This window comes from Novosphingobium sp. BL-S-24 (genome assembly GCF_055521575.1).
In genome coordinates, this window is record NZ_CM145488.1 from 2,534,826 (window position 1) to 2,553,620 (window position 18,795).

The following is an 18,795-nucleotide window of genomic DNA, read 5'->3' on the forward strand; positions in this document are numbered from 1 at the left end:
CAATCGCGTTGCGCCGTTTTGGCGGGAGCGCGCGTCGTTTATCCGCAGCGCAGAATGGCATGCGGGAAGAGCCGCCTGCCGCGCGGGTAAGGTCAGGTTAACCAGATGCCTTCACAAATGCGCCGATGCGCAGACTGATGCTTGTCCTCCCGCTGGTAGCCGCCCTAGCCGGCTGTATCGATGCCCCGAAGCCTTCCCGGCGCGAACCGGCGCGACCGGGGCGGACTGCCCAAAGACCCACGCCCCGGCCACAAAGTGCCACACTTCGCCAATGCCTGTCGAAACTGACGGACGCGCAGGCGGTCTTCACGCAAGTGGAGGATCGCTATTACGAAAACAGCTGCTCCACACTGGGGAGCGTCAAGCTGGTCGCGCTCAATACCGACAATGCGACCGTGACGCTTTCCGGCATTGGCCCCACGACCTGCTCGGTTGCGACGCCGTTCGCCGGCTGGGCGCGCTATGGCGTTGACCGTGCCGCGCAGCAGATTCTCGGCACGCGGCTGGTGAAGATCGAGACGTATGGCAGCTACTCCTGCCGCAATGTCGCAGGAACGAATCGACGGTCCGGCCACGCCAGTGCCAACGCGATCGACGTGTCCGGCTTCGTGCTTGGCGATGGGCGGCGAATCACGATCCTGAACGGATGGAACGGCGGCACACCGGAGGAACGACGGTTCCTGCGCGTCGTGCATGACAGCGCCTGCAAGAGGTTCGGAACGACGCTGGGTCCGAACTACAACGCAGCGCACGCGAACCACCTGCACCTGGAGGCGGACGGCGCGAATTTCTGCCGCTGAAGCCGTTCGCAACCTATTCGACATTCGCGCGCCAGCCCGCTAAGGGCGCGCGCATTATGCAGGAAAACGACCGCGATCTTCTGCCCGAGGGCTTGGGCGACCGTCTGCCGCAGCAGGCATGGGCTTCGCAGACATTGCGCCGCGCGGCGCACGATGTGCTCGCCAGCCACGGATATTCGCGCGTCGAAACGCCGGTGCTCGAATTCGAGAAGGCGCTGGCAAGCCGCATGGCAGGCGTTCAGGTGCGCCGCATGGTCCGCTTCATGGATCCGCTGTCGCTGCGCATGCTGGCGATGCGATCCGACATCACCGCGCAAGTCGCCCGCATCGCCGCCACCGGGCTCGCGCAGGCTCCGCGGCCCTTGCGCCTTTCGTATTCGGGGCAAGTCGTGACGGTAAAGGGCGATGGCCTGGATCCGACTCGCGAGCGTCTGCAGATCGGCGCGGAACTGATCGGTGCGGACTCTACCGACGCGGCGGCCGAGATCGTCGAATTGGCGATCGAGACCCTGCGCGCGGCCGGGGCCACGGGCATATCACTTGATTTCACGTTGCCCGATCTGGTCGACACGCTCAGCGCCGGTGCCCTCAAGCTGCCATCGCAGAACATCGATACGGTGCGCCAGATGCTCGACGCAAAGGACGCGGGCGGTCTCGTCGATGCGGGGGGCGAGGCGTATCTTCCCTTGCTCTATGCCGTCGGCCCGTTTGCCGAAGCGATCGAGCGACTGGCCGTGTTCGACGTGGGCGGTGTCCTTGCCAGCCGCATCGCCGGCCTGCGCGCTATCGCCGAACGCGTGGACGGCAAGGCGCGGGTGACGCTGGACCCATCGGAGCGGCACGGCTTCGAATACCAGTCATGGTTCGGTTTCACGATCTATGCGGAAGGGATTGCCGGTACTCTTGGGCGGGGCGGTACGTACGCTATCCTCGGGCAGACGGGTCGCGATCCCGAAACGGCGACCGGCTTCTCCATCTATCCCGATCCGCTGATCGATTCGCTGGCTTCCCGCGCAGCCGAAGAACGTCGCCTGTTCCTGCCGCTGGGCCATGATCGCGAGATTGCCGCTCGTCAGCGGTCGATCGGCTGGGTCACGGTCGCGGCGCTCGATCAGGCAGACGATCCGCTCGCTCTGGGCTGCTCGCACCGGCTGGAAGGCGCTGAGGCGATCGCGCTGGATTGACGCGCTCTTGACTACCGGTGCGGCTTGCCCCTAGGGCGCGCACCGAAAAGCCGGGGCGCTCTTGCCTCTTCATCCATCCATTTCGCCGAGTCCTGTCGAAGGGCGTAGTTGGATCCACCTTGGCAGGGTGGAGGAGTATAACCATGGCTAACGTAACCGTGATCGGCGCCCAGTGGGGCGATGAAGGCAAAGGCAAGATCGTCGACTGGCTGGCAAGCCGCGCGGATGCCGTGGTGCGCTTTCAGGGCGGCCACAATGCCGGCCACACTCTCGTCGTGGGCGACCAGGTCTACAAGCTTTCGCTGCTGCCTTCGGGCATCGTCACCGGCACTTTGTCGATCATCGGCAATGGCGTGGTGCTCGATCCCTGGGCGCTCAAGGCCGAGGTCGAGAAGCTGACCGGGCAGGGCGTCACCATCAATCCCGAAAACTTTGCGATTGCGGACAACTGCCCGCTGATCCTGCCCCTTCACCGCGAGCTGGACGGCCTGCGTGAAGCGGCGGCGGGTGCGGGCAAGATCGGCACGACCGGTCGCGGCATCGGCCCCGCGTATGAAGATAAGGTCGGCCGCCGCGCCATCCGCGTATGCGACCTGGCGCATCTCGACGAGCTGGAGCCGCAGCTCGATCGCCTCTGCGCCCATCATGACGCACTGCGCGCAGGCTTCGGCCAGCCGCCGGTCGATCGCGCGGCGCTTATCAACGAACTTCGCGAGATCGCGCCCTATGTGCTGCAGTTCGCGCAGCCGGTATGGCGCCGCCTGAACAAGGTGAAGAAGGCGGGCGCCCGCATCCTGTTCGAAGGCGCGCAGGGCGTGTTGCTCGACGTCGATCACGGGACGTACCCCTTCGTTACCAGCTCCAACACCGTGTCTGGCACGGCGGCAAGCGGGTCGGGGCTTGGTCCTGCCGCGACCGGCTTCGTCCTGGGGATCGTCAAGGCCTATACCACGCGCGTGGGTTCGGGACCGTTCCCGACCGAGCTGGAAGACGAGACCGGCCAGCGGCTGGGCGAGCGCGGCCATGAATTCGGCACCGTGACTGGACGCAAGCGCCGCTGCGGATGGTTCGACGCGGTACTGACGCGTCAGTCCTGCGCGATTTCGGGCGTCACCGGCATCGCGCTGACGAAGCTCGACGTGCTCGACGGGTTCGAGAAAGTGCGCATCTGCACCGGCTATCGCCTCAACGGCAAAGTGCTGGACTATTTCCCCAGCCACGCCGCCGATCAGGCCAATGTCGAGCCGATTTACGAAGAAATGGACGGCTGGCAGGGTACGACTGCCGGCGCGCGGTCGTGGGCCGACCTTCCCGCTCAGGCGATCAAGTACATCCAGCGCGTGCAGGAACTGATCGAAACGCCGGTGGCACTGGTATCCACCAGTCCGGAACGCGAGGATACGATCCTCGTGCGCGATCCTTTCGCGGACTGACGGCGATGCGGGGCGCTCTCAGGTTCGCCCCGCTGCTGTTGTTCCTCGGCGTCGAGGCCGCCTCCGCCGAGGTGCCGCCGCCGCTTCCCCAACTGGACATGATCCGCGTGCGCAAGGCGGCGCGGGTCATGGAGCTTTACGCCGAGGGGCGCTTGATCCGCATGATCAAGCATATCCAGCTGGGCGATGAGCCGATCGGCCCCAAGCGCTTCGAGGGGGACGAGCGCACGCCGGAGGGGCGCTACACGATCGATTGGGGCAACCCGAACAGCGCCTATCATCTGTCGCTGCACATCTCCTATCCCAGCGCCGCTGACCGGGACTATGCCGCATCGCGTGGGCAGTCACCCGGCGGGATGATCATGATCCACGGCCAGCCCAATGCATGGGGAGATAAGCGCGTTCCGGGAGACTGGACGGATGGCTGCATCGCCATATCCAATCCGGAGATCGAAGCTCTGTGGCAGGCGGTGCCGGATGGCACACCCATAGAAATTTTGCCCTGACAGCCCTCAGCCTCGAACAATTTGCAATTAGCGGCATTGCTGATTTGTAAAACGCACGTCACAACATCTTGCTTGATATAGTTAGGAGCCTAACTAACCAATCGATGACAAATCGGTCCGCCCTGGCTCACAATCTGGCTACGCAACTCGGCCCCGTTTCGCGTGGTTGGATGCAACTGGCGGATCGTCTTCTCGGCTCGCTCGCGATTTCAAATTCGGCGGGCTGGGCACTTGTGCACCTTCAACGACTGGGGCAGGGCGCCCGGCAGGGTGATCTGGCCCGTGCGATCGGCATCACCGAAGCCTCGCTTGTCCGCACCGTGCAGCAGCTCGAACGGGCGGCGCTGGTGGAGCGCAGGCCCGATGCCGATGACCGGCGGGCCAACCTGCTCCATCTGACGACCGATGGCCGCGCGCTGGCCCGCAAGGCGGACAAGCTCCTGATCGAACTGCGCGCCGAACTGCTCGAAGGCATTCCCGACAATGACCTCGCAAAGGCGGTGCGGGTGATCGAAACCGTTGCAGCGCGGACAACGCAAATGAAGGCGCGGTCATGAACGGGCCATTCGCCATTCGTTGGGGCATTCCTGCCGCCGTATTTTCGATCAAGGCGCTGCTGGCTGCATTGCTCGCCGCCTACATCTCGTTCTCGATCGGATTGGAGCGGCCATACTGGGCCTTCCTGACTTCGTACATCATTGCGGCACCGCTGGCCGGGGCAGTGATTTCCAAAGCGCTGTTTCGGGTCATCGGCACATTCATCGGCGCGACGATGGCGGTCATCATGGTGCCTCCCCTCGCCAACAGTCCCGAACTGCTGACGCTGGCCATCGCTTCGTGGCTGGCGCTGTGCGTATTCGTTTCGTTGCTTGAGCGGACGCCGCGCGGGTATGCTTTCGTGCTAGCGGGATACACGGCCGTCCTTATCGTCCTGCCAGCCGTGAACACGCCGGCCGAGATATTCACCGACGCCGCGCTGCGAGTGCAGGAAATCGTCATCGGCATCCTGTGTTCCAGCCTGATGCACGGGGTGGTCTTTCCCAATTCCGTGTCGACATTCCTCCTCAATCGCGTCGACCTGATCCTGCGCGATGCAGAGCGCTGGAGCAGGGACGCGATCGAACTGGAGCCGGACCCGTCCGTCGAAACCGAGCGGCGCCGTCTGGCGCAGGACGTCACGGAACTGCATCAGCTATCCATCCACCTCCCTTACGAAACCAGCCGTCCAGCGCCCCGCGTCCGGGTAGTGCGCGCGCTGCAGGATCAACTGTCTCTGCTGATGCCGCTGGGTGCCGCCGTGGCCGACCGCGTCGCTGCATTGCGGGAGGCTGATGCGCTGACTCCCGATGCCGAGGCTCTGCTGGCGGATACGCGGGCCTGGCTCGACACCATCGAGCAAGGGCGTGAGGATCGGGAGGGCATTGCCGCCGATCTCAAGGCCAGGTGCGCGGCGATCGAGCCCGAGGTCACCCCCAGCGCATCGTGGAACGCGCTGCTCACGTTGAGCCTGGGTTCGCGCTTGTCCACGCTCATCGATGCGCACCTTGCGTGCCGTGATCTGGCCGACCAACTCGGCACGCGGGATCGCAGGCCGGTATCCGCGCGCATCCCTCCACTGCTGGAGGGGAGGCGCAACCGTGAACTCCATCGCGATGTGGCGGGCGCGCTGCGGGCGGCGGCCGGGGCCGCGATCACGATCATCATCGGCAGTATCCTGTGGATATGCAGCGGCTGGCAGGATGGCGCTACGGCGGTGATGCTGGCGGGCGTGTTCCTCGCGCTGTTCTCAGCTTCCGATAATCCCCTTCTGCCGCTGCGCCTGTTCTTCAACGGCACCCTGATCGCCACGATCCTTGGGTTGATCTACGCCTTCGCGGTTTTGCCTAGGGTGGAGGGGTTTACGATGTTCGCGCTGACGCTTTCCCCACCGCTGCTGGTGCTGGGATCGCTGATGTATTCGCCCCGGTTCTCCGGCATCGCGCTACCTGCGCTGCTGGGAATGGGCAGCCCGTTCATCGTCGCGGTGAAGTACAATGATAACTTTCAGGCATTCATCAACGGATCGCTCGCGCAATTGACCGGCACGCTGTTCGCCATTGTTATGGCCCGTCTGCTGGCGACAGCGGGACTCGAGCAGGCGATCCGCCGCACGCTTCGAGCCGGTTGGCGGGACATCGCCGAACGCGCGAACCTCACCAGCCCGCCCGATGTGCGGGCCTGGATCAACCGCATGCTCGATCGCATCGCGCTGCTCTCGCCGCGCCTGACCCTCAGCGGCAAGCAGCCCGGTGAGCCGCTGTATGATGTGCTGCGCGATCTGCGCACCGGTGTCGCCATTGCCGAGCTGCGCCAGTTGAGAGTGGATCTGCCTCCCGAGAGGACAGCGCCGTTGACCGATGTGCTAGCCGAAGTCGGCGCCTATTACCGCCGGCTGGAACCCCACGAACGCGCACCAGCGGACCCGGCTTTGTTGCACGGCATAGACCGTGCCCTCACTCTTTTCGCCAGCGATCAGGACCGCTCGGTGCGCCGTCAGGCCGCGCTTGCGCTGGTGTCGCTCAGGCGCAACCTGTTCCCTGATGCCGTTGCCTTGAGAGTTCCTTCATGAACGGCGAGACGTCGATCATAGGCATCTACATGCCCACCATTCTGGTGCTGGCAGTCGCCGCTGCCGTGTTGACGATGCTGCTGCTCCGGTTGCTCAACTACCTTGGCGTGTATCGCTTCGTCGCCTTCCGGGCGCTCGTGGACGTGTGTGTGTACATCATGGTCCTTGGCGCGTTGTCCCTTCTCGCTCCCCAAATCGGTTTCCATCCATGAAGAACCTGCTTCCCACCATCGGCCGTAGCGCGGCCACCATCATCATCGTGATCCTGGCCGTGCTGGTCGCGGTCTGGATGTGGAACCATTACGAGCGAAGCCCCTGGACCCGCGACGGGCGGGTACGGGCGGACGTGGTGCGGGTGACGCCGGACATCGGCGGTCTCGTCACCTCGGTTGCGGTGCGCGACAACCAGACGGTCAAGGCGGGCGACCTGCTCTTCGTGATCGATCGCCCACGCTATTCGCTCGCTGTGGAGCAGGCGCAGGCGTCGGTCGCCAGCGCCCGGGCGACATTGGGGCAGGCACAGCGCGAATCGCAGCGTGACCTGGCGCTGGGTGATCTGGTCGCCACCGAAACGCACGAGCAGAACGTCGCCCGCGTCGCCACCGCCCGCGCTTCGCTGGCCGAGGCGGAAAGCTCGCTCGACGGGGCGAAGCTGAACCTTGCACGCACGCAAGTCCACGCCTCGGTAAACGGTACGGTCACCAACCTCGATCTGCATCCGGGCGATTTCGTGGCGGCGGGGAGTCAGGCGATGGCGCTGGTGGACGATGATTCGATCCGTGTGGAAGGATATTTCGAAGAGACCAAGCTGCCGCTGATACGAGTAGGCGCGCCCGTGACCGTGCATTTGATGGGCGAGCAGCAGGCGTTGAAGGGCAGGGTGGAAAGCATCGCGGCGGGCATCAACGACGACAGTCGCAGTGTCGCAGGCAACCTGCTGCCGAACGTGGCGGCGACATTCTCATGGGTGAGGCTGGCGCAACGTATTCCTGTCCGCGTGCGGCTGACCCACGTGCCCAAGGACGTTCGCCTGATACTGGGCCGCACGGCCACGGTGACGGTCGAGCCGCAGGCGCGGCCCGCTAAGCCCGGCGCGCAGTGATCATGAAACCTCGTTTAACGTTGGCCGTCGCCGTGGCGCTGTCACTGACGGCCTGCGCCACGGCCGGGCCGGACTATCATCCGCCCGAGCAATCGGCGGCCACCCAGCCATCGGCACAAGGCGCCTTCCTTTCCGCGAAAGGGGCGGCATTTTCGCAAGAGGACCTGCCCGATCGCTGGTGGAGCCTGTATGACGATCCCCGGTTGGACGGGCTGGTCGAAGAGGCTCTGGCGGCCAACGCCGATCTGCGCGCGGCGGCAGCGAACCTGGACCGTGCCGATGCGGTGGTGCGGGAGGCTGCGGGTGCCCGGGCGCTATCTACGTCGGTGACGGGGGCGGTCGATCTTTCCCGACAGTCGCAGACCGGCGCGCCGTTGCCGGGCGTCGTAACCGACAATCTCGGCCTGGCGCTTAGCTATCCACTGGACCTGAAGGGAAAACTGCGTCGCGCCATCGAGGCGAGTCAGGCTGACCGTGACGTGGTCGAAGCCGCGCGCGATGCGGTGCGCGTCAGCGTGGCGGCGGGCACCACGCGGGCCTACGCTCGGGTCTGCGCGGCAAACTACCAGCTTGCCGTCACGCAAAAGGTCGTGCGGTTGCAGCGCCAGACCCTCGACGCGACCCGCCGGTTGCAGCGAGGAGGGCGTGGTACTGCCTTCGACGTGAGCCGGGCGGCGGCAGCGGTGGAAAGCAGCGCCGCCGCGCTTCCCGCGTTCACCGCCGCGCGCCAGAACGCGCTCTATCTGCTGGCAACGCTGCTGGGGCGTGCGCCCGCCGACTATCCCCGCGAAGTGGCGGACTGTGCCACCCTGCCGCGGCTTGCGGGAAGCCTCCCCGTGGCGGACGGGGCGGCGCTGATCCGTCGGCGCGCCGACATCCGGCAGGCGGAACGGACGATCGCGGGAGACACGGCCCGGATCGGCGTGGTGACGGCAGACCTCTATCCGCAAGTCAGCATCGGCGGTTCGCTGGGCCTGTCCGGCCCGCTGGAGGATTTCGGCAGGGGAGACAGCTTCGGGTTCAGCCTGGGGCCGCTGCTGAGCTGGAGTTTCCCCAATCGCCCGGTGGTGCGGGCACGTATCGACGCTGCTGATGCCCAGGTGCGCGCCGATCTCGCCAACTTTGACGGGGCAGTGTTGGAAGCTTTGCGTCAGGCAGAGACGGCGATGGAAACCTACGCCCGTGACCGCGAGCGAGCGGCGGCGCTTGGCCGTGCTCGGGACAACGCCGCTGTCTCGGCCGATCAGGCGAACAAGCTGTTCCGCTTCGGCCGCAGCGATTTCCTGAATCTCCTCAGTGCTCAAGGCAATCTGGCAACGGCGGAAGTCAACCATGCCGCCGCTGCATCCGCTTTGGTGGACGATCAGATTTCCGTATTCCTGGCGCTGGGTGGCGGCTGGCAGCGCTGACGGGGCTTGACTTTAATAACCAAATAGGTTATATGCCGCACCATCTGCCGGGTCTGCCGTACACAGGCTCCGGTGGTGTTTCGGGTCGGCGTCGTGGGCCGGGGTTGCGTCTCGTCAGTCGTGATCACGCCATCCATGCGCCCTTATTGCCCGGATCGATCCATCGTGGCCTTCGGCACTCCTGTTCCCGCTAAGGAGCAGGTACTCCGATCCGTCCCCTCAGCCTGCACCCGTTGCGAGCACGAAGCGGCAGGCGAAGCGATCGGTCCTTAAAATACCCAGCCGAGCCGGGCTGTCTTTGCCCCTACCCGGCCATTCGCACGAGAAGGCAAACATCCAGCGCGCCCCAGCATGGGCGCCCACAACGCCGGCCCGATGTTGCCCCCAATGTCGCCTTTGCGTTTTCAGATGGCGTTAGCTCCGCACTCGCCAGCGGAGGATGAGGCGTGCCTGCGGGCGCGCCCTTTTTGTGTTCAGGGTGACGGGGCGATCGGGAAAGCCGTCGTCAGCTCACCCCAACCCTCAAAAATCGATCGCAATGCCTTTTTGCACCCAGTCGCCGTAGCGGGTGGGCGAAAGGCCGTCGGGCTCGGACTTTTCGTCCGTTGCGGGGGGCGCCGGTATCGGCGCTGGCTCGTTGGTCCAGTGAGCGGGCTTGTCGAACGCTTCGGGACGGGTGGTGGCGCGCTTGGTCATATCGGTCATGTGGTGCGACTGGCGCAAAATCGCAATCGTCGATAAGGGCCGCGCATGGATATTCCCGGCCTACCCGCGCGCCTTGCCGCGCTGAACCTTGTCGATGCCGTCTTGCGCCGGGGGGAGACCTTGGATCAGGCGGCAGGCGGGGCGCTGGCCCGCGTACGCGGCGATGCCGATCGCGCTCTGGCACGCGCCATCGCCGGTGAAACACTGCGGTGGAAGGAAGACCTGGATCTCCTGATCGATTCGGCCACTCGGCTGCGCTTGCCCGATGACGCCAAGCCGCGCGCCGTCCTGCGCCTGATGCTGGCCCAGGTGCTGCGCCTCGAAACCCCGCCACATGCCGTGATCGCTACGGGACTGCCGCTGCTGGCGGGTGGACCGCGACGCCTGGCACACGGTGTTTTCTCGACCCTGATGAAGGCGGGCGCGGCTTTGCCCGAAGCGCCCAGCCTTCCCGATGGCGTGATGCTGCGCTGGGGCGATCGCGCTATCGACATCGCCGCGGGTCTTGCTGAGCCTCCGCCGCTTGATCTTGCTCTTCGCGATCCTGCCGCCACGGGCGAGTGGGCCGAGCGTATGGGCGGCGTATCGCTGATGCCGGGGCACTTGCGTCTACCGCGCGGTGCGGCGATCGACACGCTCCCCGGCTTCCGCGACGGCGCCTGGTGGGTGCAGGATCTGGCGGCCAGCCTGCCCGCTCGTCTCCTCGGAGCGGGTGAGGGCAGGCGCGTGCTCGATCTGTGCGCGGCTCCCGGCGGCAAGACGATGCAGCTGGCCGCCCAAGGCTGGAAAGTGACGGCGCTTGATAACGCCAAGCGCCGGATGGAACGCCTGCGCGAAAATCTGGCGCGCACCGGTCTGGAGGCGAACGTCGTGTTGGCAGATGCGCTTGCCTGGACGCCGGACGAAAAGTTCGACGCCATCCTGCTCGACGCCCCCTGCACGGCGACCGGCACCGCGCGTCGCCACCCCGATGTGCTGCACCGCATCGGCCCGCGCCAGATCGCCGAGATGGCGGAATTGCAGGCGTCCTTGTTTGCGCGCGCCGCCGAATGGCTCAAGGCCGGTGGCGTTATCGTCTACGCCGTATGCTCGCTGGAGCGTGCGGAGGGCGAGGAGCACGCAGTGCCGAACGGACTGTCGCTGATTCCCGTTGATCAGTCGGACCTGCCGGCGGGGCTGTCGCCGACGCCCGAGGGCACGGTGCGGACAGATCCCGCCATGCTCGCCGAGGTGGGCGGGCTTGACGGGTTCTACATTTCAAGATGGCTCAAGGCGTAAGGCTTACGCCTTCACCTTGTCCTGAAAGCTCTTGCGCAGTTTCATCAGCTTGGGCGGAATGACAGCAAGGCAATAGGGGTTGCGCTGGCCTTCGCCGTCCCAGTATTCCTGGTGATAATCTTCCGCCGGATACCACTGCGCCTGCGGTTCGATCGTGGTCACGGCCTTTTCGCCGTGGTGTTCCTGATCCCAGCGGGCGATCGCCGCGGTCGCTTCCTCGGTCTGCGCGTCGTTTAACGGGAAGATCGCGGAACGGTACTGCGTGCCGACATCGTTGCCCTGACGGTTCAGTTGCGACGGGTCATGCGTGCCGAGAAAAACGTCCAGCACCTGGGCATACGAGATGACCTCCGGATCGAAGTCGAACCGGATGGCTTCGGCATGGCCGGTCGAACCCGCGCACACCTGCTTGTAGGTGGGATTATCGACGCTGCCACCGATATAGCCGCTTTCCACATTGCTGACGCCCACTACGTCCCGAAACACTGCCTCGGTGCACCAGAAGCACCCGCCAGCCACGATCGCCGTTTCCATCTCAACTATGTCCTCAATACGAATTAGTTGGCAGGTAGATAGGAACGCCGTGGCCGCTTGTCATTGCCTTGCGGCCAGCTAGTGTCGCCTATGTCTCGATCCATTCGGAGAAGCTTCATGCGCCGTGCCCTGCTGACCGTGTCCTCGCTCCTCGCCCTCATGGCTGCCCCGGCCATCGCCCAGACGGGTGCCAAGGCCCCGTCCAGCGAGGCATGCACCGGCTGCAAAGCACAGCTTGAAAAGGTCGCCGCCAATCCCTTGCGCAAGGACGATCGCGCGCGCGACGCGGCCCGTCATCCCGTCGAAACGCTGAACTTTTTCCGCGTCGGTCCGCAGATGAAGGTTGGCGAGTACGCGCCCGGCGGCGAATGGTATTCCCGCTTCCTTGGGCTGTACCTTGGACAGCAGGGCAAGCTGGTCGGCCTGTTCTTCGACCCGAAGAGCGGGGCGTTCGCGGCAGACCGTCAGGAGCCTATCCGCAAGGCCGCCGCCTCTTACCCTGCCGACGTGGCCAAGTTCACCGGCATGGATGCCTCGCGCTTTTCCGCCTACACGCTGGATGCCGTCCCCGCCCAGGAAAAGGGCACGTTCGACGTGATCATCGTCCCTCGCATGCTGCATAACATGCTGCGCTGGAACATTGCCGACAGCGAGATCAAGGCCCTTCGCGGTCTGCTTAAGCCGGGCGGGTTGGTCGGCATCGAACAGCACCGCGCTAAGGCGGATGCGCCCTATTCCTACACCGATGGCTCGAAAGGGTATCTGCGGCAGGCCGACGTCATCCGCTTCATGGAACTGAACGGCTTCGATCTGGTCGCCAAGTCGGAAATCAACGCCAATCCCAAGGATACCGCCAACTGGCCTGACGGGGTGTGGACGTTGCCGCCGATGCTCGCCTTGAAAGACAAGGACCGCGCCAAGTACCAGGCGATCGGCGAAAGCGACCGGATGACTCTTCTTTTCCGCAAGCGGGACTGATAGGGGCCGCGCCCATGTCTCAAGCCGAACGCCAGATCACCGTCGCCGCGCTGCAGCTCGCCCTCAATTCCGCCGATGAGGGCGAGAATATCGCCGCCGTTTCGGCGCTGGTGGAGCAGGCGGCGGGGCGGGGCGCGCAGATTGTGCTGCCGCCCGAACTGTTTTCCGGCCCCTATTTCTGCAAGGTGGAGGACGAAGCTCTCTTCGCCCTCGCCAGGCCAACGGCGGAGCATCCGTCGGTCATTGCGATGCAGGCGCTGGCGGCAAAGCTGAACGTGGCAATCCCGACCAGCTTCTTCGAGCGGGACGGGCATCACCACTACAACACGCTGGCGATGATCGACGCCGACGGGCAGATCATGGGCACTTACCGCAAGAGCCATATCCCGGACGGCCCGGGCTATGAGGAAAAATACTATTTCCGGCCCGGCAACGATGGTTTCAAGGTATGGGATCTCTTCGGCACCCGCGTCGGCGTAGGCGTCTGCTGGGACCAGTGGTATCCCGAATGCGCGCGAGTGATGGCGCTGATGGGTGCGGAATTGCTGTTCTACCCCACGGCAATCGGTTCGGAGCCCTATGACGCGACGCTCGACACCAGCCGCATGTGGCGCCGGGCGATGGTCGGCCATTCCGTTTCGAACTGCATGCCGGTGATCGCCGCCAATCGCATCGGCGCGGAAACCGAATGCGGCAGTGAACAGGCGTTCTACGGCCACTCCTTCATAACCGACGAGTGGGGCGATTATCTCGCCGAATTCGGCGCAGAGGAGACCGGTGTGTTGACCGCGACGCTCGATCTGGACCGCGCCGCGACACACCGCGCTGGCATGGGTTTCTTCCGCGATCGCCGTCCGCAACTCTACGGCAGGATCGCGCAGGACATCTGATCGGCAATGTCGTCGGCTGAGGATGATCCGGGCGAGCAACTGTACCTTGTCGGCATTGGTTCCAACATGCACCATGGACGGCTGGGCTCACCGCGCAAAGTCGTGATGGCGGCGCTTTCGGCGTTAGGCGTGGGCGACCTGACCCTTGTCGCCTCGTCCCGAATTATTGAAACCCCGCCAATGGGGCCATCGCTTCGCCGTTATGCCAACACGGTCGCGATCGTCAGCGCACATCTCGAACCACACCCGATGCTGCACCGATTGCAGGGCATCGAGCAAGAATTCGGGCGAATTCGCAAGGGCAAAGCCTGGGGCGCCCGCGTGTTGGACCTCGACATCGTCGCCTGGAGTGAAGGTGCCTATGCCGGGCACGACGGGGTCGCCGACCTTGTGATCCCGCATCCCGCGTTTCGAACCCGTCCGTTTGTGCTTGCTCCGGCGGCTAGGATCGCCGGCGAATGGCGGGACCCGTTGACCGGGCTGCGGATAAGTCATCTACACGCCCGCTTGACCAAGCCGCGTCAGGCCCCTAGGTGACCCCCACCTGACCGCAACGCGGCATTGGGGCCCTTAGCTCAGTCGGTAGAGCAACTGACTTTTAATCAGTAGGTCGCTGGTTCGAACCCAGCAGGGCTCACCATAAATTTCAATGACTTAGTTTAGTTTCAATTTGGCGGCTTTTCCTTCTGGCAACCACAAACGAGGGCATTCAGGGGGACCCCGCAGCATTTGATGATGTGATTACCCTGCTTAAATTCGATTGAATTGCGAGAGCCGATCCGGGCATTACGCCTGTTGTCTTGCCGATAGCGGCTTCTGTCGATCAAAGTTTCGCTAGCTCGCTCCGCTATTTTTGGCGGACGAGGAGAACCAGAGCGCTTCTTAGGTCGCTGTTCTTTGATAGTTGGCGGTGACGTCAAGACGCCCCACATTCTCCTTCACAAAAGAGTTTCATCATGGGCACCTTCTGGCGGCACAAAAGGTTTTTGCCTTTGGAGCAAGGGGCGCCTTCGTCGATTTTTTCAGAAGTTGTGCATCGGTCATTGTAGCCAATTCGGCTTTTTAGCTTGCGGTCTGACGGTGTTGGCGAGGCGGCCAGTTCCATCTGATTACTGAAGTCGTAACGTCGCTTCGTATTAAAAGGACCTCTTGGCGGCGGCTCTTTTTCCCACTTAGCCATAAGTAGCAATGCCAGCTTGAATGGCTTCATATCAGTTGATGGGCCGCCCTGATGATGGCGGTTTAGCAGATCTTTAATCAACTTGACTAGATGTTCGCACAGGGCATTTGAGCCAGCTTCTCATGATAGCTGTGCTACGAGGCTATAAGTTTTCTGCACAAAGCAATCACCTGCGTTTACCTTGGCGTACCTTCGTGTCGGTTCTAGTTCGCCGGCATCCATTTACAAACTATGAGCTGAGCAGCCTTTTCAAACAACTTTGCAGGTTGCCTAACCCCTTTTGCGGTTTCTTCATCTGAGGGGGGTTTTTTGCCTTGCCCATTAAAATGACGTCCCTGGGAAATAGAATTAGCAGTCGAGATCTCGAATATTAATTCATCAAAAAATTCGATAGTGATAGAACAATAGTAACCGCTAATAGCCTAATCAGAGGTACTCTTTGCAATGCACAATTCATGGACGAAAGCTTTTCAAAACTCGAAGAACGCAAGGTGCTGATCGATAGTGTTGAAAAACTCAGCCTTGCAGTAGTGGCAAAGTCCTGATTCACTGGGCCTGTCGTTGGGAGACAGGCTGATGATGGGTGCTCGAACGGTGATGCGAGAGGCGCTGTTTTACAGCTTCAGCCTAGAGGACCATGTGCCGCAAAGTCACCTGCTGCGGGCCGTAGAACGCTTTGTGGACCCGAACGGTATCCGGGAGAAACTGCGACCATTTTATAGCGAGACTGGCCGCCCTTCGATCGATCCCGACCTCATGGTCCGGATGCTGCTCATTGGCTATTGCCTTGGCATCCGGTCAGAGCGGCGCCTGTGCGAGGAAGTGCATCTTAATCTTGCCTATCGCTGGTTTTGCCGCCTCGGCCTTGACGGAGCGGTGCCGGATCATTCGACGTTCTCCAAGAACCGCCACGGCCGCTTTCGGGATAGCGATCTGTTGCGGAACCTGTTTGAGATGACGGTCACGCGCTGTATCGAGGAGGGATTGGTCGGTGGCGAGGGCTTTGCCGTCGACGCCAGCCTGATCAAGGCCGACGCGAACCGCCAGCGAGGTGTGCCCGGCGAGGAAGGCTTGCCCCCGGACATCGGCAACCATGCAGCCCGGGAGTATCTGGAGGTGCTCGATGCGGCAGCGTTCGGCGCGGCATCGCCCGTCACGCCCAAATATCTGTCACCTGCCGATCCTGCAGCGCGCTGGACAAGCGCTCATGGCGGACAAGCCTTCTTCGCTTACAGCACCAATTATCTCATCGATTTAGAAAACGCCGTAATTGTTGATGTTGAAGCCACCACCGCCATTCGCCCCGCCGAGGTGACGGCGCAGCGAACGATGATCGATAGGACGCAGGAGCGCTTTGGCATTTGGCCACGGCGCCTGGCCGCCGATACTGGTTATGGCGATGCCGCCAATATCGCCTGGCTTGTCCATGAGCGTGGCATCGAACCGCATATTCCCATTTTCGATCATGCGGGCCGCCGGACTGGAAGCTACCAACGCACTGAGTTCCGCTACGACCATCAAAATGATCTTTATGTATGTCCCGGCGGCAAAGAGTTGTTCCCGCGCCGCAAGAACTATGCGATCCCACCGCCTGACGTCGATCAGGACGGGTTCATCCGCTACCGCGCCAGTAAACATGACTGCGATGCCTGCGCTCTCAAGCTGCAATGCTGCCCAGGTCAGCCCAACCGAAAAGTGATCCGATCAATCCACGAGGGGGCACGGGATCTGGCAAGAGATTTGTCCAAAACCGACGCCTATGTCACCTCCCGCCGCGAACGGAAAAAGGTTGAGATGCTGTTCGCCCACCTCAAACGCATCCTCAAGCTCGATCGCTTGCGCCTGCGAGGACCAAATGGTGCAAAAGACGAGTTCCTCCTGGCAGCCACGGCACAAAACCTCCGTAAACTGGCAAAGCTCGTACCGATCTATCCAGCAACTAGTCCCGCATGAGGCGGGCGCCCAGCCTCACTTCAATATCAGCGAACGACAATCCCGGACTTTTTCAACGCTATCGATCAAACCCTGACGGTAGCATCATCGCTACATCACCGTTATAGCGCCTTGGTTTGTGGCTTCGGCTCGAGAAGAAGCGTCCCTAAAGCGAGATTTTTGAAGAAGCTGACGACTGGGAATCGTATTGATGTGAAGCCTTCGGCGGCTGCGTTTGGCGGCAAACGACAGGACCGTCCTAACGGTCAGCTATTTGATGTCGACGGTCACAAGACGCTCCGCATCTGTTTTGAGCGCCCTCGGTGCAAAACGTCTTTTGATCCGGCGCCTCGCGACCAATGTACGACCCCTCGTTGCGGGAGGGTCGCGTGGGGTGAAGTAGCGTAGTATTGTTCAGGCTTTGCGACTGAGGAGTTCCTTCAACGGAAAGGAACTCACCATGGATTCCATTACTTTCCCCCACCCCGAACAATTCCCTGCGCGAGCGACGTCCGATCATTTGCTGCATATCTCGGCCGGCCTGCTGATAGGGCGATGATCGGAGACCTCGGGAGTTTTAAGATCAATCAGCATGAACGCGCTTTTGGTCCGGCAACCATCAATGGGGCTGTATCCCCACTGCGTTTCCTGTTCGGGTATAACCCTCAAGCGCCGGGGATGGCGCTGGGCTTTTCGTCATGCATTACGTGCCCAAGTTGCGGGTGGTTTTGAGACAGCGCGGCTGCTCGACGCTGTGCAAGGCATAAAATACGAGGCCGTTTTCGGCGTGGCTTACGGCGCGGGACTGCACGTGTCCGAGGTCACCACCTCAAGGTCAGAGATGTCGACAGCGAGCGCATGATGATCCGCTTCGAGCAGGGCAAGGGACTCAAGGATCGCAACGCCATGCTCTCGCCACACCTGCTTGATTTGCTCCGTCATTGGTAGTGCGAAGGCAAGCGGCGCGGGTAATGTTGCTGCATGGCTGGCGTTTCTTCGGTCGCAATTGCACGGATCCGATCTCGGCCCGCCGGTTGCACCGCGTTGTGCTAGAAGCAGCCGAGCGTGCCGAAATTCATAAGCGGATTAGTCTACATATTCTGCGGCATTCGTTTGTCACTCACCTGCCCGAACAGGGTGTCGATATCCGCATCATCCAGTTCTTGCTGGCACCGATGCACATCAATACGGCCGGCATCTCTCCGCCCGGATATGGCGGCGATGGGCTTAATCCACTAACACCAATCGGTCCACTCGGTGCGGGCAGATCAAAAGTAGCCCACTAACTAGCTAATTAGAAAATAAATTAATTAATGCACATCTTGATCCCGTGTTCGCTGCATGGCACTTCTTACGGTGCCGACGACCGAACGAAGCGATGCCTGTCGCGCAGACGCCGGGTGCCCACCCTTGGACTAGCAGGACGGTACGAACATCCTTCGCTACGATCGCCCGAGACAAAAGGATCAACTGGAATGAAACGGTATCTTCTTATCGCAGTGGCAACGGCTGGCGCGGTGGCCGCATCTCCGTCGACGGCGCAGACCGCTGGAGCCTTCATGACCAACCCCGCATTTAAAGGGCCGAGGCCCGCGCGTTGCGTTTCAACCGTGGAAATGCAGCGCTGCGCCGCGGACGACCTGCGCATCGCCGATGCCAAGATGACCGAACGGTACAACGCGGTACGCGCACGCCCTCGACCGGCGGCAAAGCAGACCTTGCTGGCTGAACAACGCGCCTGGTTGAAGTCGCGCGATCGTGATTGTCTCGCCAAAGGTCGCGGCGGTGGATCCGCGGCGTCGTTGTACGTTGCGCAGTGCTGGGTCAATATGACGCAGGAACGCGCCACTGCGCTGAGAGCGAAATCACCTCAGGCTTCGAACGCAAGCGTCCTGCCGGCGTCAGCGTTCGTCGGCCGTTGGCGGGGTGGTGAAGGCACGTACATGAAGATTACACGCAAGGGGTCCGGCTTCATAATCGACAATCAATGGGGTCTCGACGAAGACATGCATGGCGTCTTTACCGGAAAGATCACACCCCAAGGTCTCCGATTTCATCGCAACGGAGTGACTGAGACCGTACTGCCGAGCGTCGGCGACAGGATCAACCGAAGTGCGCTCACCGGTAAGAAAGACTGGCTCATGGTTTCGAGGAACGAGGGGTACTGTCGCTATTGAGGAATAGCCATTTTCCAATACCCCGTAATGTCACGTGATGGTGCTGCAACGAACTTTTTGACCTCAGGCTGAGTCGATG

General features: G+C 62.5%; 20 protein-coding genes and 1 tRNA gene. 17 read left to right on the plus strand and 4 right to left on the minus strand.

Annotated elements, in window-relative coordinates:
* The first annotated feature begins 125 nt into the window (after positions 1–125).
* The 9 genes from ACZ1JM_RS17535 to ACZ1JM_RS17575 all read left to right on the plus strand — a co-directional run bounded on the left by ACZ1JM_RS17535 (position 126) and on the right by ACZ1JM_RS17575 (position 9,042).
* Entirely contained in the window at positions 126–800 is a 675-nt protein-coding gene (locus ACZ1JM_RS17535) for an extensin-like domain-containing protein (protein WP_465133625.1), read from the plus strand.
* 56 nt (positions 801–856) lie between these two features.
* Positions 857–1,984 carry an ATP phosphoribosyltransferase regulatory subunit gene (locus ACZ1JM_RS17540; RefSeq protein ID WP_465133626.1) on the plus strand — a complete coding sequence of 376 codons (1,128 nt, stop codon included), beginning with the start codon at positions 857–859 and terminating at the stop codon, positions 1,982–1,984.
* A gap of 143 nt (positions 1,985–2,127) precedes the next feature.
* Entirely contained in the window at positions 2,128–3,417 is a 1,290-nt protein-coding gene (locus ACZ1JM_RS17545) for an adenylosuccinate synthase (protein WP_465133627.1), read from the plus strand.
* A gap of 5 nt (positions 3,418–3,422) precedes the next feature.
* Positions 3,423–3,923: a L,D-transpeptidase family protein gene (locus ACZ1JM_RS17550; RefSeq protein WP_465133628.1), complete on the plus strand. Its 501-nt coding sequence runs from the start codon at positions 3,423–3,425 to the stop codon at positions 3,921–3,923.
* 104 nt (positions 3,924–4,027) lie between these two features.
* A complete protein-coding gene (locus ACZ1JM_RS17555; RefSeq protein WP_465133629.1) occupies positions 4,028–4,480 on the plus strand; it encodes a MarR family winged helix-turn-helix transcriptional regulator in 453 nt (150 codons plus the stop codon).
* Positions 4,477–6,531, plus strand: coding sequence for an FUSC family protein (locus ACZ1JM_RS17560; protein WP_465133630.1), 2,055 nt, complete (start codon positions 4,477–4,479; stop codon positions 6,529–6,531). Before ACZ1JM_RS17555 ends, ACZ1JM_RS17560 begins: the two co-directional genes overlap by 4 nt.
* Positions 6,528–6,743 carry a DUF1656 domain-containing protein gene (locus ACZ1JM_RS17565; RefSeq protein ID WP_465133631.1) on the plus strand — a complete coding sequence of 72 codons (216 nt, stop codon included), beginning with the start codon at positions 6,528–6,530 and terminating at the stop codon, positions 6,741–6,743. Before ACZ1JM_RS17560 ends, ACZ1JM_RS17565 begins: the two co-directional genes overlap by 4 nt.
* Entirely contained in the window at positions 6,740–7,633 is an 894-nt protein-coding gene (locus ACZ1JM_RS17570; protein WP_465133632.1) for an efflux RND transporter periplasmic adaptor subunit, read from the plus strand. The genes ACZ1JM_RS17565 and ACZ1JM_RS17570 overlap by 4 nt, the downstream gene beginning before the upstream one ends.
* Before the next feature lie 2 nt (positions 7,634–7,635).
* Positions 7,636–9,042, plus strand: coding sequence for an efflux transporter outer membrane subunit (locus tag ACZ1JM_RS17575; protein WP_465133633.1), 1,407 nt, complete (start codon positions 7,636–7,638; stop codon positions 9,040–9,042).
* A gap of 522 nt (positions 9,043–9,564) precedes the next feature.
* Here ACZ1JM_RS17575 and ACZ1JM_RS17580 read toward each other — a convergent pair.
* Positions 9,565–9,738, minus strand: a complete 174-nt coding sequence (locus tag ACZ1JM_RS17580; protein ID WP_465135120.1) for a DUF1674 domain-containing protein — start codon at positions 9,736–9,738, stop codon at positions 9,565–9,567.
* Positions 9,739–9,792: 54 nt separating this feature from the next.
* Between ACZ1JM_RS17580 and ACZ1JM_RS17585 the strand changes: the two genes are divergently transcribed.
* The gene (locus ACZ1JM_RS17585) at positions 9,793–11,025 is read left to right on the plus strand and encodes an RsmB/NOP family class I SAM-dependent RNA methyltransferase (protein WP_465133634.1); all 1,233 of its coding nucleotides are present in this window, start codon (positions 9,793–9,795) and stop codon (positions 11,023–11,025) included.
* A gap of 3 nt (positions 11,026–11,028) precedes the next feature.
* On the opposite strand, the gene msrA is transcribed toward ACZ1JM_RS17585, so the two are convergent.
* The gene (gene msrA / locus ACZ1JM_RS17590) at positions 11,029–11,559 is read right to left on the minus strand and encodes a peptide-methionine (S)-S-oxide reductase MsrA (RefSeq protein ID WP_465133635.1); all 531 of its coding nucleotides are present in this window, start codon (positions 11,557–11,559) and stop codon (positions 11,029–11,031) included.
* 117 nt (positions 11,560–11,676) lie between these two features.
* Here msrA and ACZ1JM_RS17595 point away from each other — a divergent pair, with 117 nt between their 5' ends.
* The 4 genes from ACZ1JM_RS17595 to ACZ1JM_RS17610 all read left to right on the plus strand — a co-directional run bounded on the left by ACZ1JM_RS17595 (position 11,677) and on the right by ACZ1JM_RS17610 (position 14,067).
* Entirely contained in the window at positions 11,677–12,537 is an 861-nt protein-coding gene (locus ACZ1JM_RS17595; RefSeq protein WP_465133636.1) for a class I SAM-dependent methyltransferase, read from the plus strand.
* A gap of 14 nt (positions 12,538–12,551) precedes the next feature.
* The gene (gene aguB / locus ACZ1JM_RS17600) at positions 12,552–13,427 is read left to right on the plus strand and encodes an N-carbamoylputrescine amidase (RefSeq protein WP_465133637.1); all 876 of its coding nucleotides are present in this window, start codon (positions 12,552–12,554) and stop codon (positions 13,425–13,427) included.
* 6 nt (positions 13,428–13,433) lie between these two features.
* Positions 13,434–13,964, plus strand: a complete 531-nt coding sequence (gene folK, locus ACZ1JM_RS17605; protein ID WP_465133638.1) for a 2-amino-4-hydroxy-6-hydroxymethyldihydropteridine diphosphokinase — start codon at positions 13,434–13,436, stop codon at positions 13,962–13,964.
* 27 nt (positions 13,965–13,991) lie between these two features.
* Positions 13,992–14,067, plus strand: a tRNA-Lys gene (locus ACZ1JM_RS17610).
* 276 nt (positions 14,068–14,343) lie between these two features.
* Here the strand turns inward: ACZ1JM_RS17610 and ACZ1JM_RS17615 are convergent.
* Positions 14,344–14,688 carry a hypothetical protein gene (locus ACZ1JM_RS17615; protein WP_465133639.1) on the minus strand — a complete coding sequence of 115 codons (345 nt, stop codon included), beginning with the start codon at positions 14,686–14,688 and terminating at the stop codon, positions 14,344–14,346.
* Between the two features lie 495 nt (positions 14,689–15,183).
* Between ACZ1JM_RS17615 and ACZ1JM_RS17620 the strand changes: the two genes are divergently transcribed.
* Entirely contained in the window at positions 15,184–16,560 is a 1,377-nt protein-coding gene (locus ACZ1JM_RS17620) for a transposase (RefSeq protein ID WP_465133640.1), read from the plus strand.
* Positions 16,561–17,331: 771 nt separating this feature from the next.
* Here ACZ1JM_RS17620 and ACZ1JM_RS17625 read toward each other — a convergent pair.
* The gene (locus ACZ1JM_RS17625; RefSeq protein ID WP_465133641.1) at positions 17,332–17,481 is read right to left on the minus strand and encodes a hypothetical protein; all 150 of its coding nucleotides are present in this window, start codon (positions 17,479–17,481) and stop codon (positions 17,332–17,334) included.
* A gap of 29 nt (positions 17,482–17,510) precedes the next feature.
* On the opposite strand from ACZ1JM_RS17625, the gene ACZ1JM_RS17630 reads away from it, so the two are divergent.
* Positions 17,511–17,825 carry a tyrosine-type recombinase/integrase gene (locus ACZ1JM_RS17630; protein WP_465133642.1) on the plus strand — a complete coding sequence of 105 codons (315 nt, stop codon included), beginning with the start codon at positions 17,511–17,513 and terminating at the stop codon, positions 17,823–17,825.
* Between the two features lie 273 nt (positions 17,826–18,098).
* On the plus strand, positions 18,099–18,716 hold the full coding sequence (locus tag ACZ1JM_RS17635; protein WP_465133643.1) for a lysozyme inhibitor LprI family protein: 618 nt from the start codon (positions 18,099–18,101) through the stop codon (positions 18,714–18,716).
* Positions 18,717–18,795: the final 79 nt, after the last annotated feature.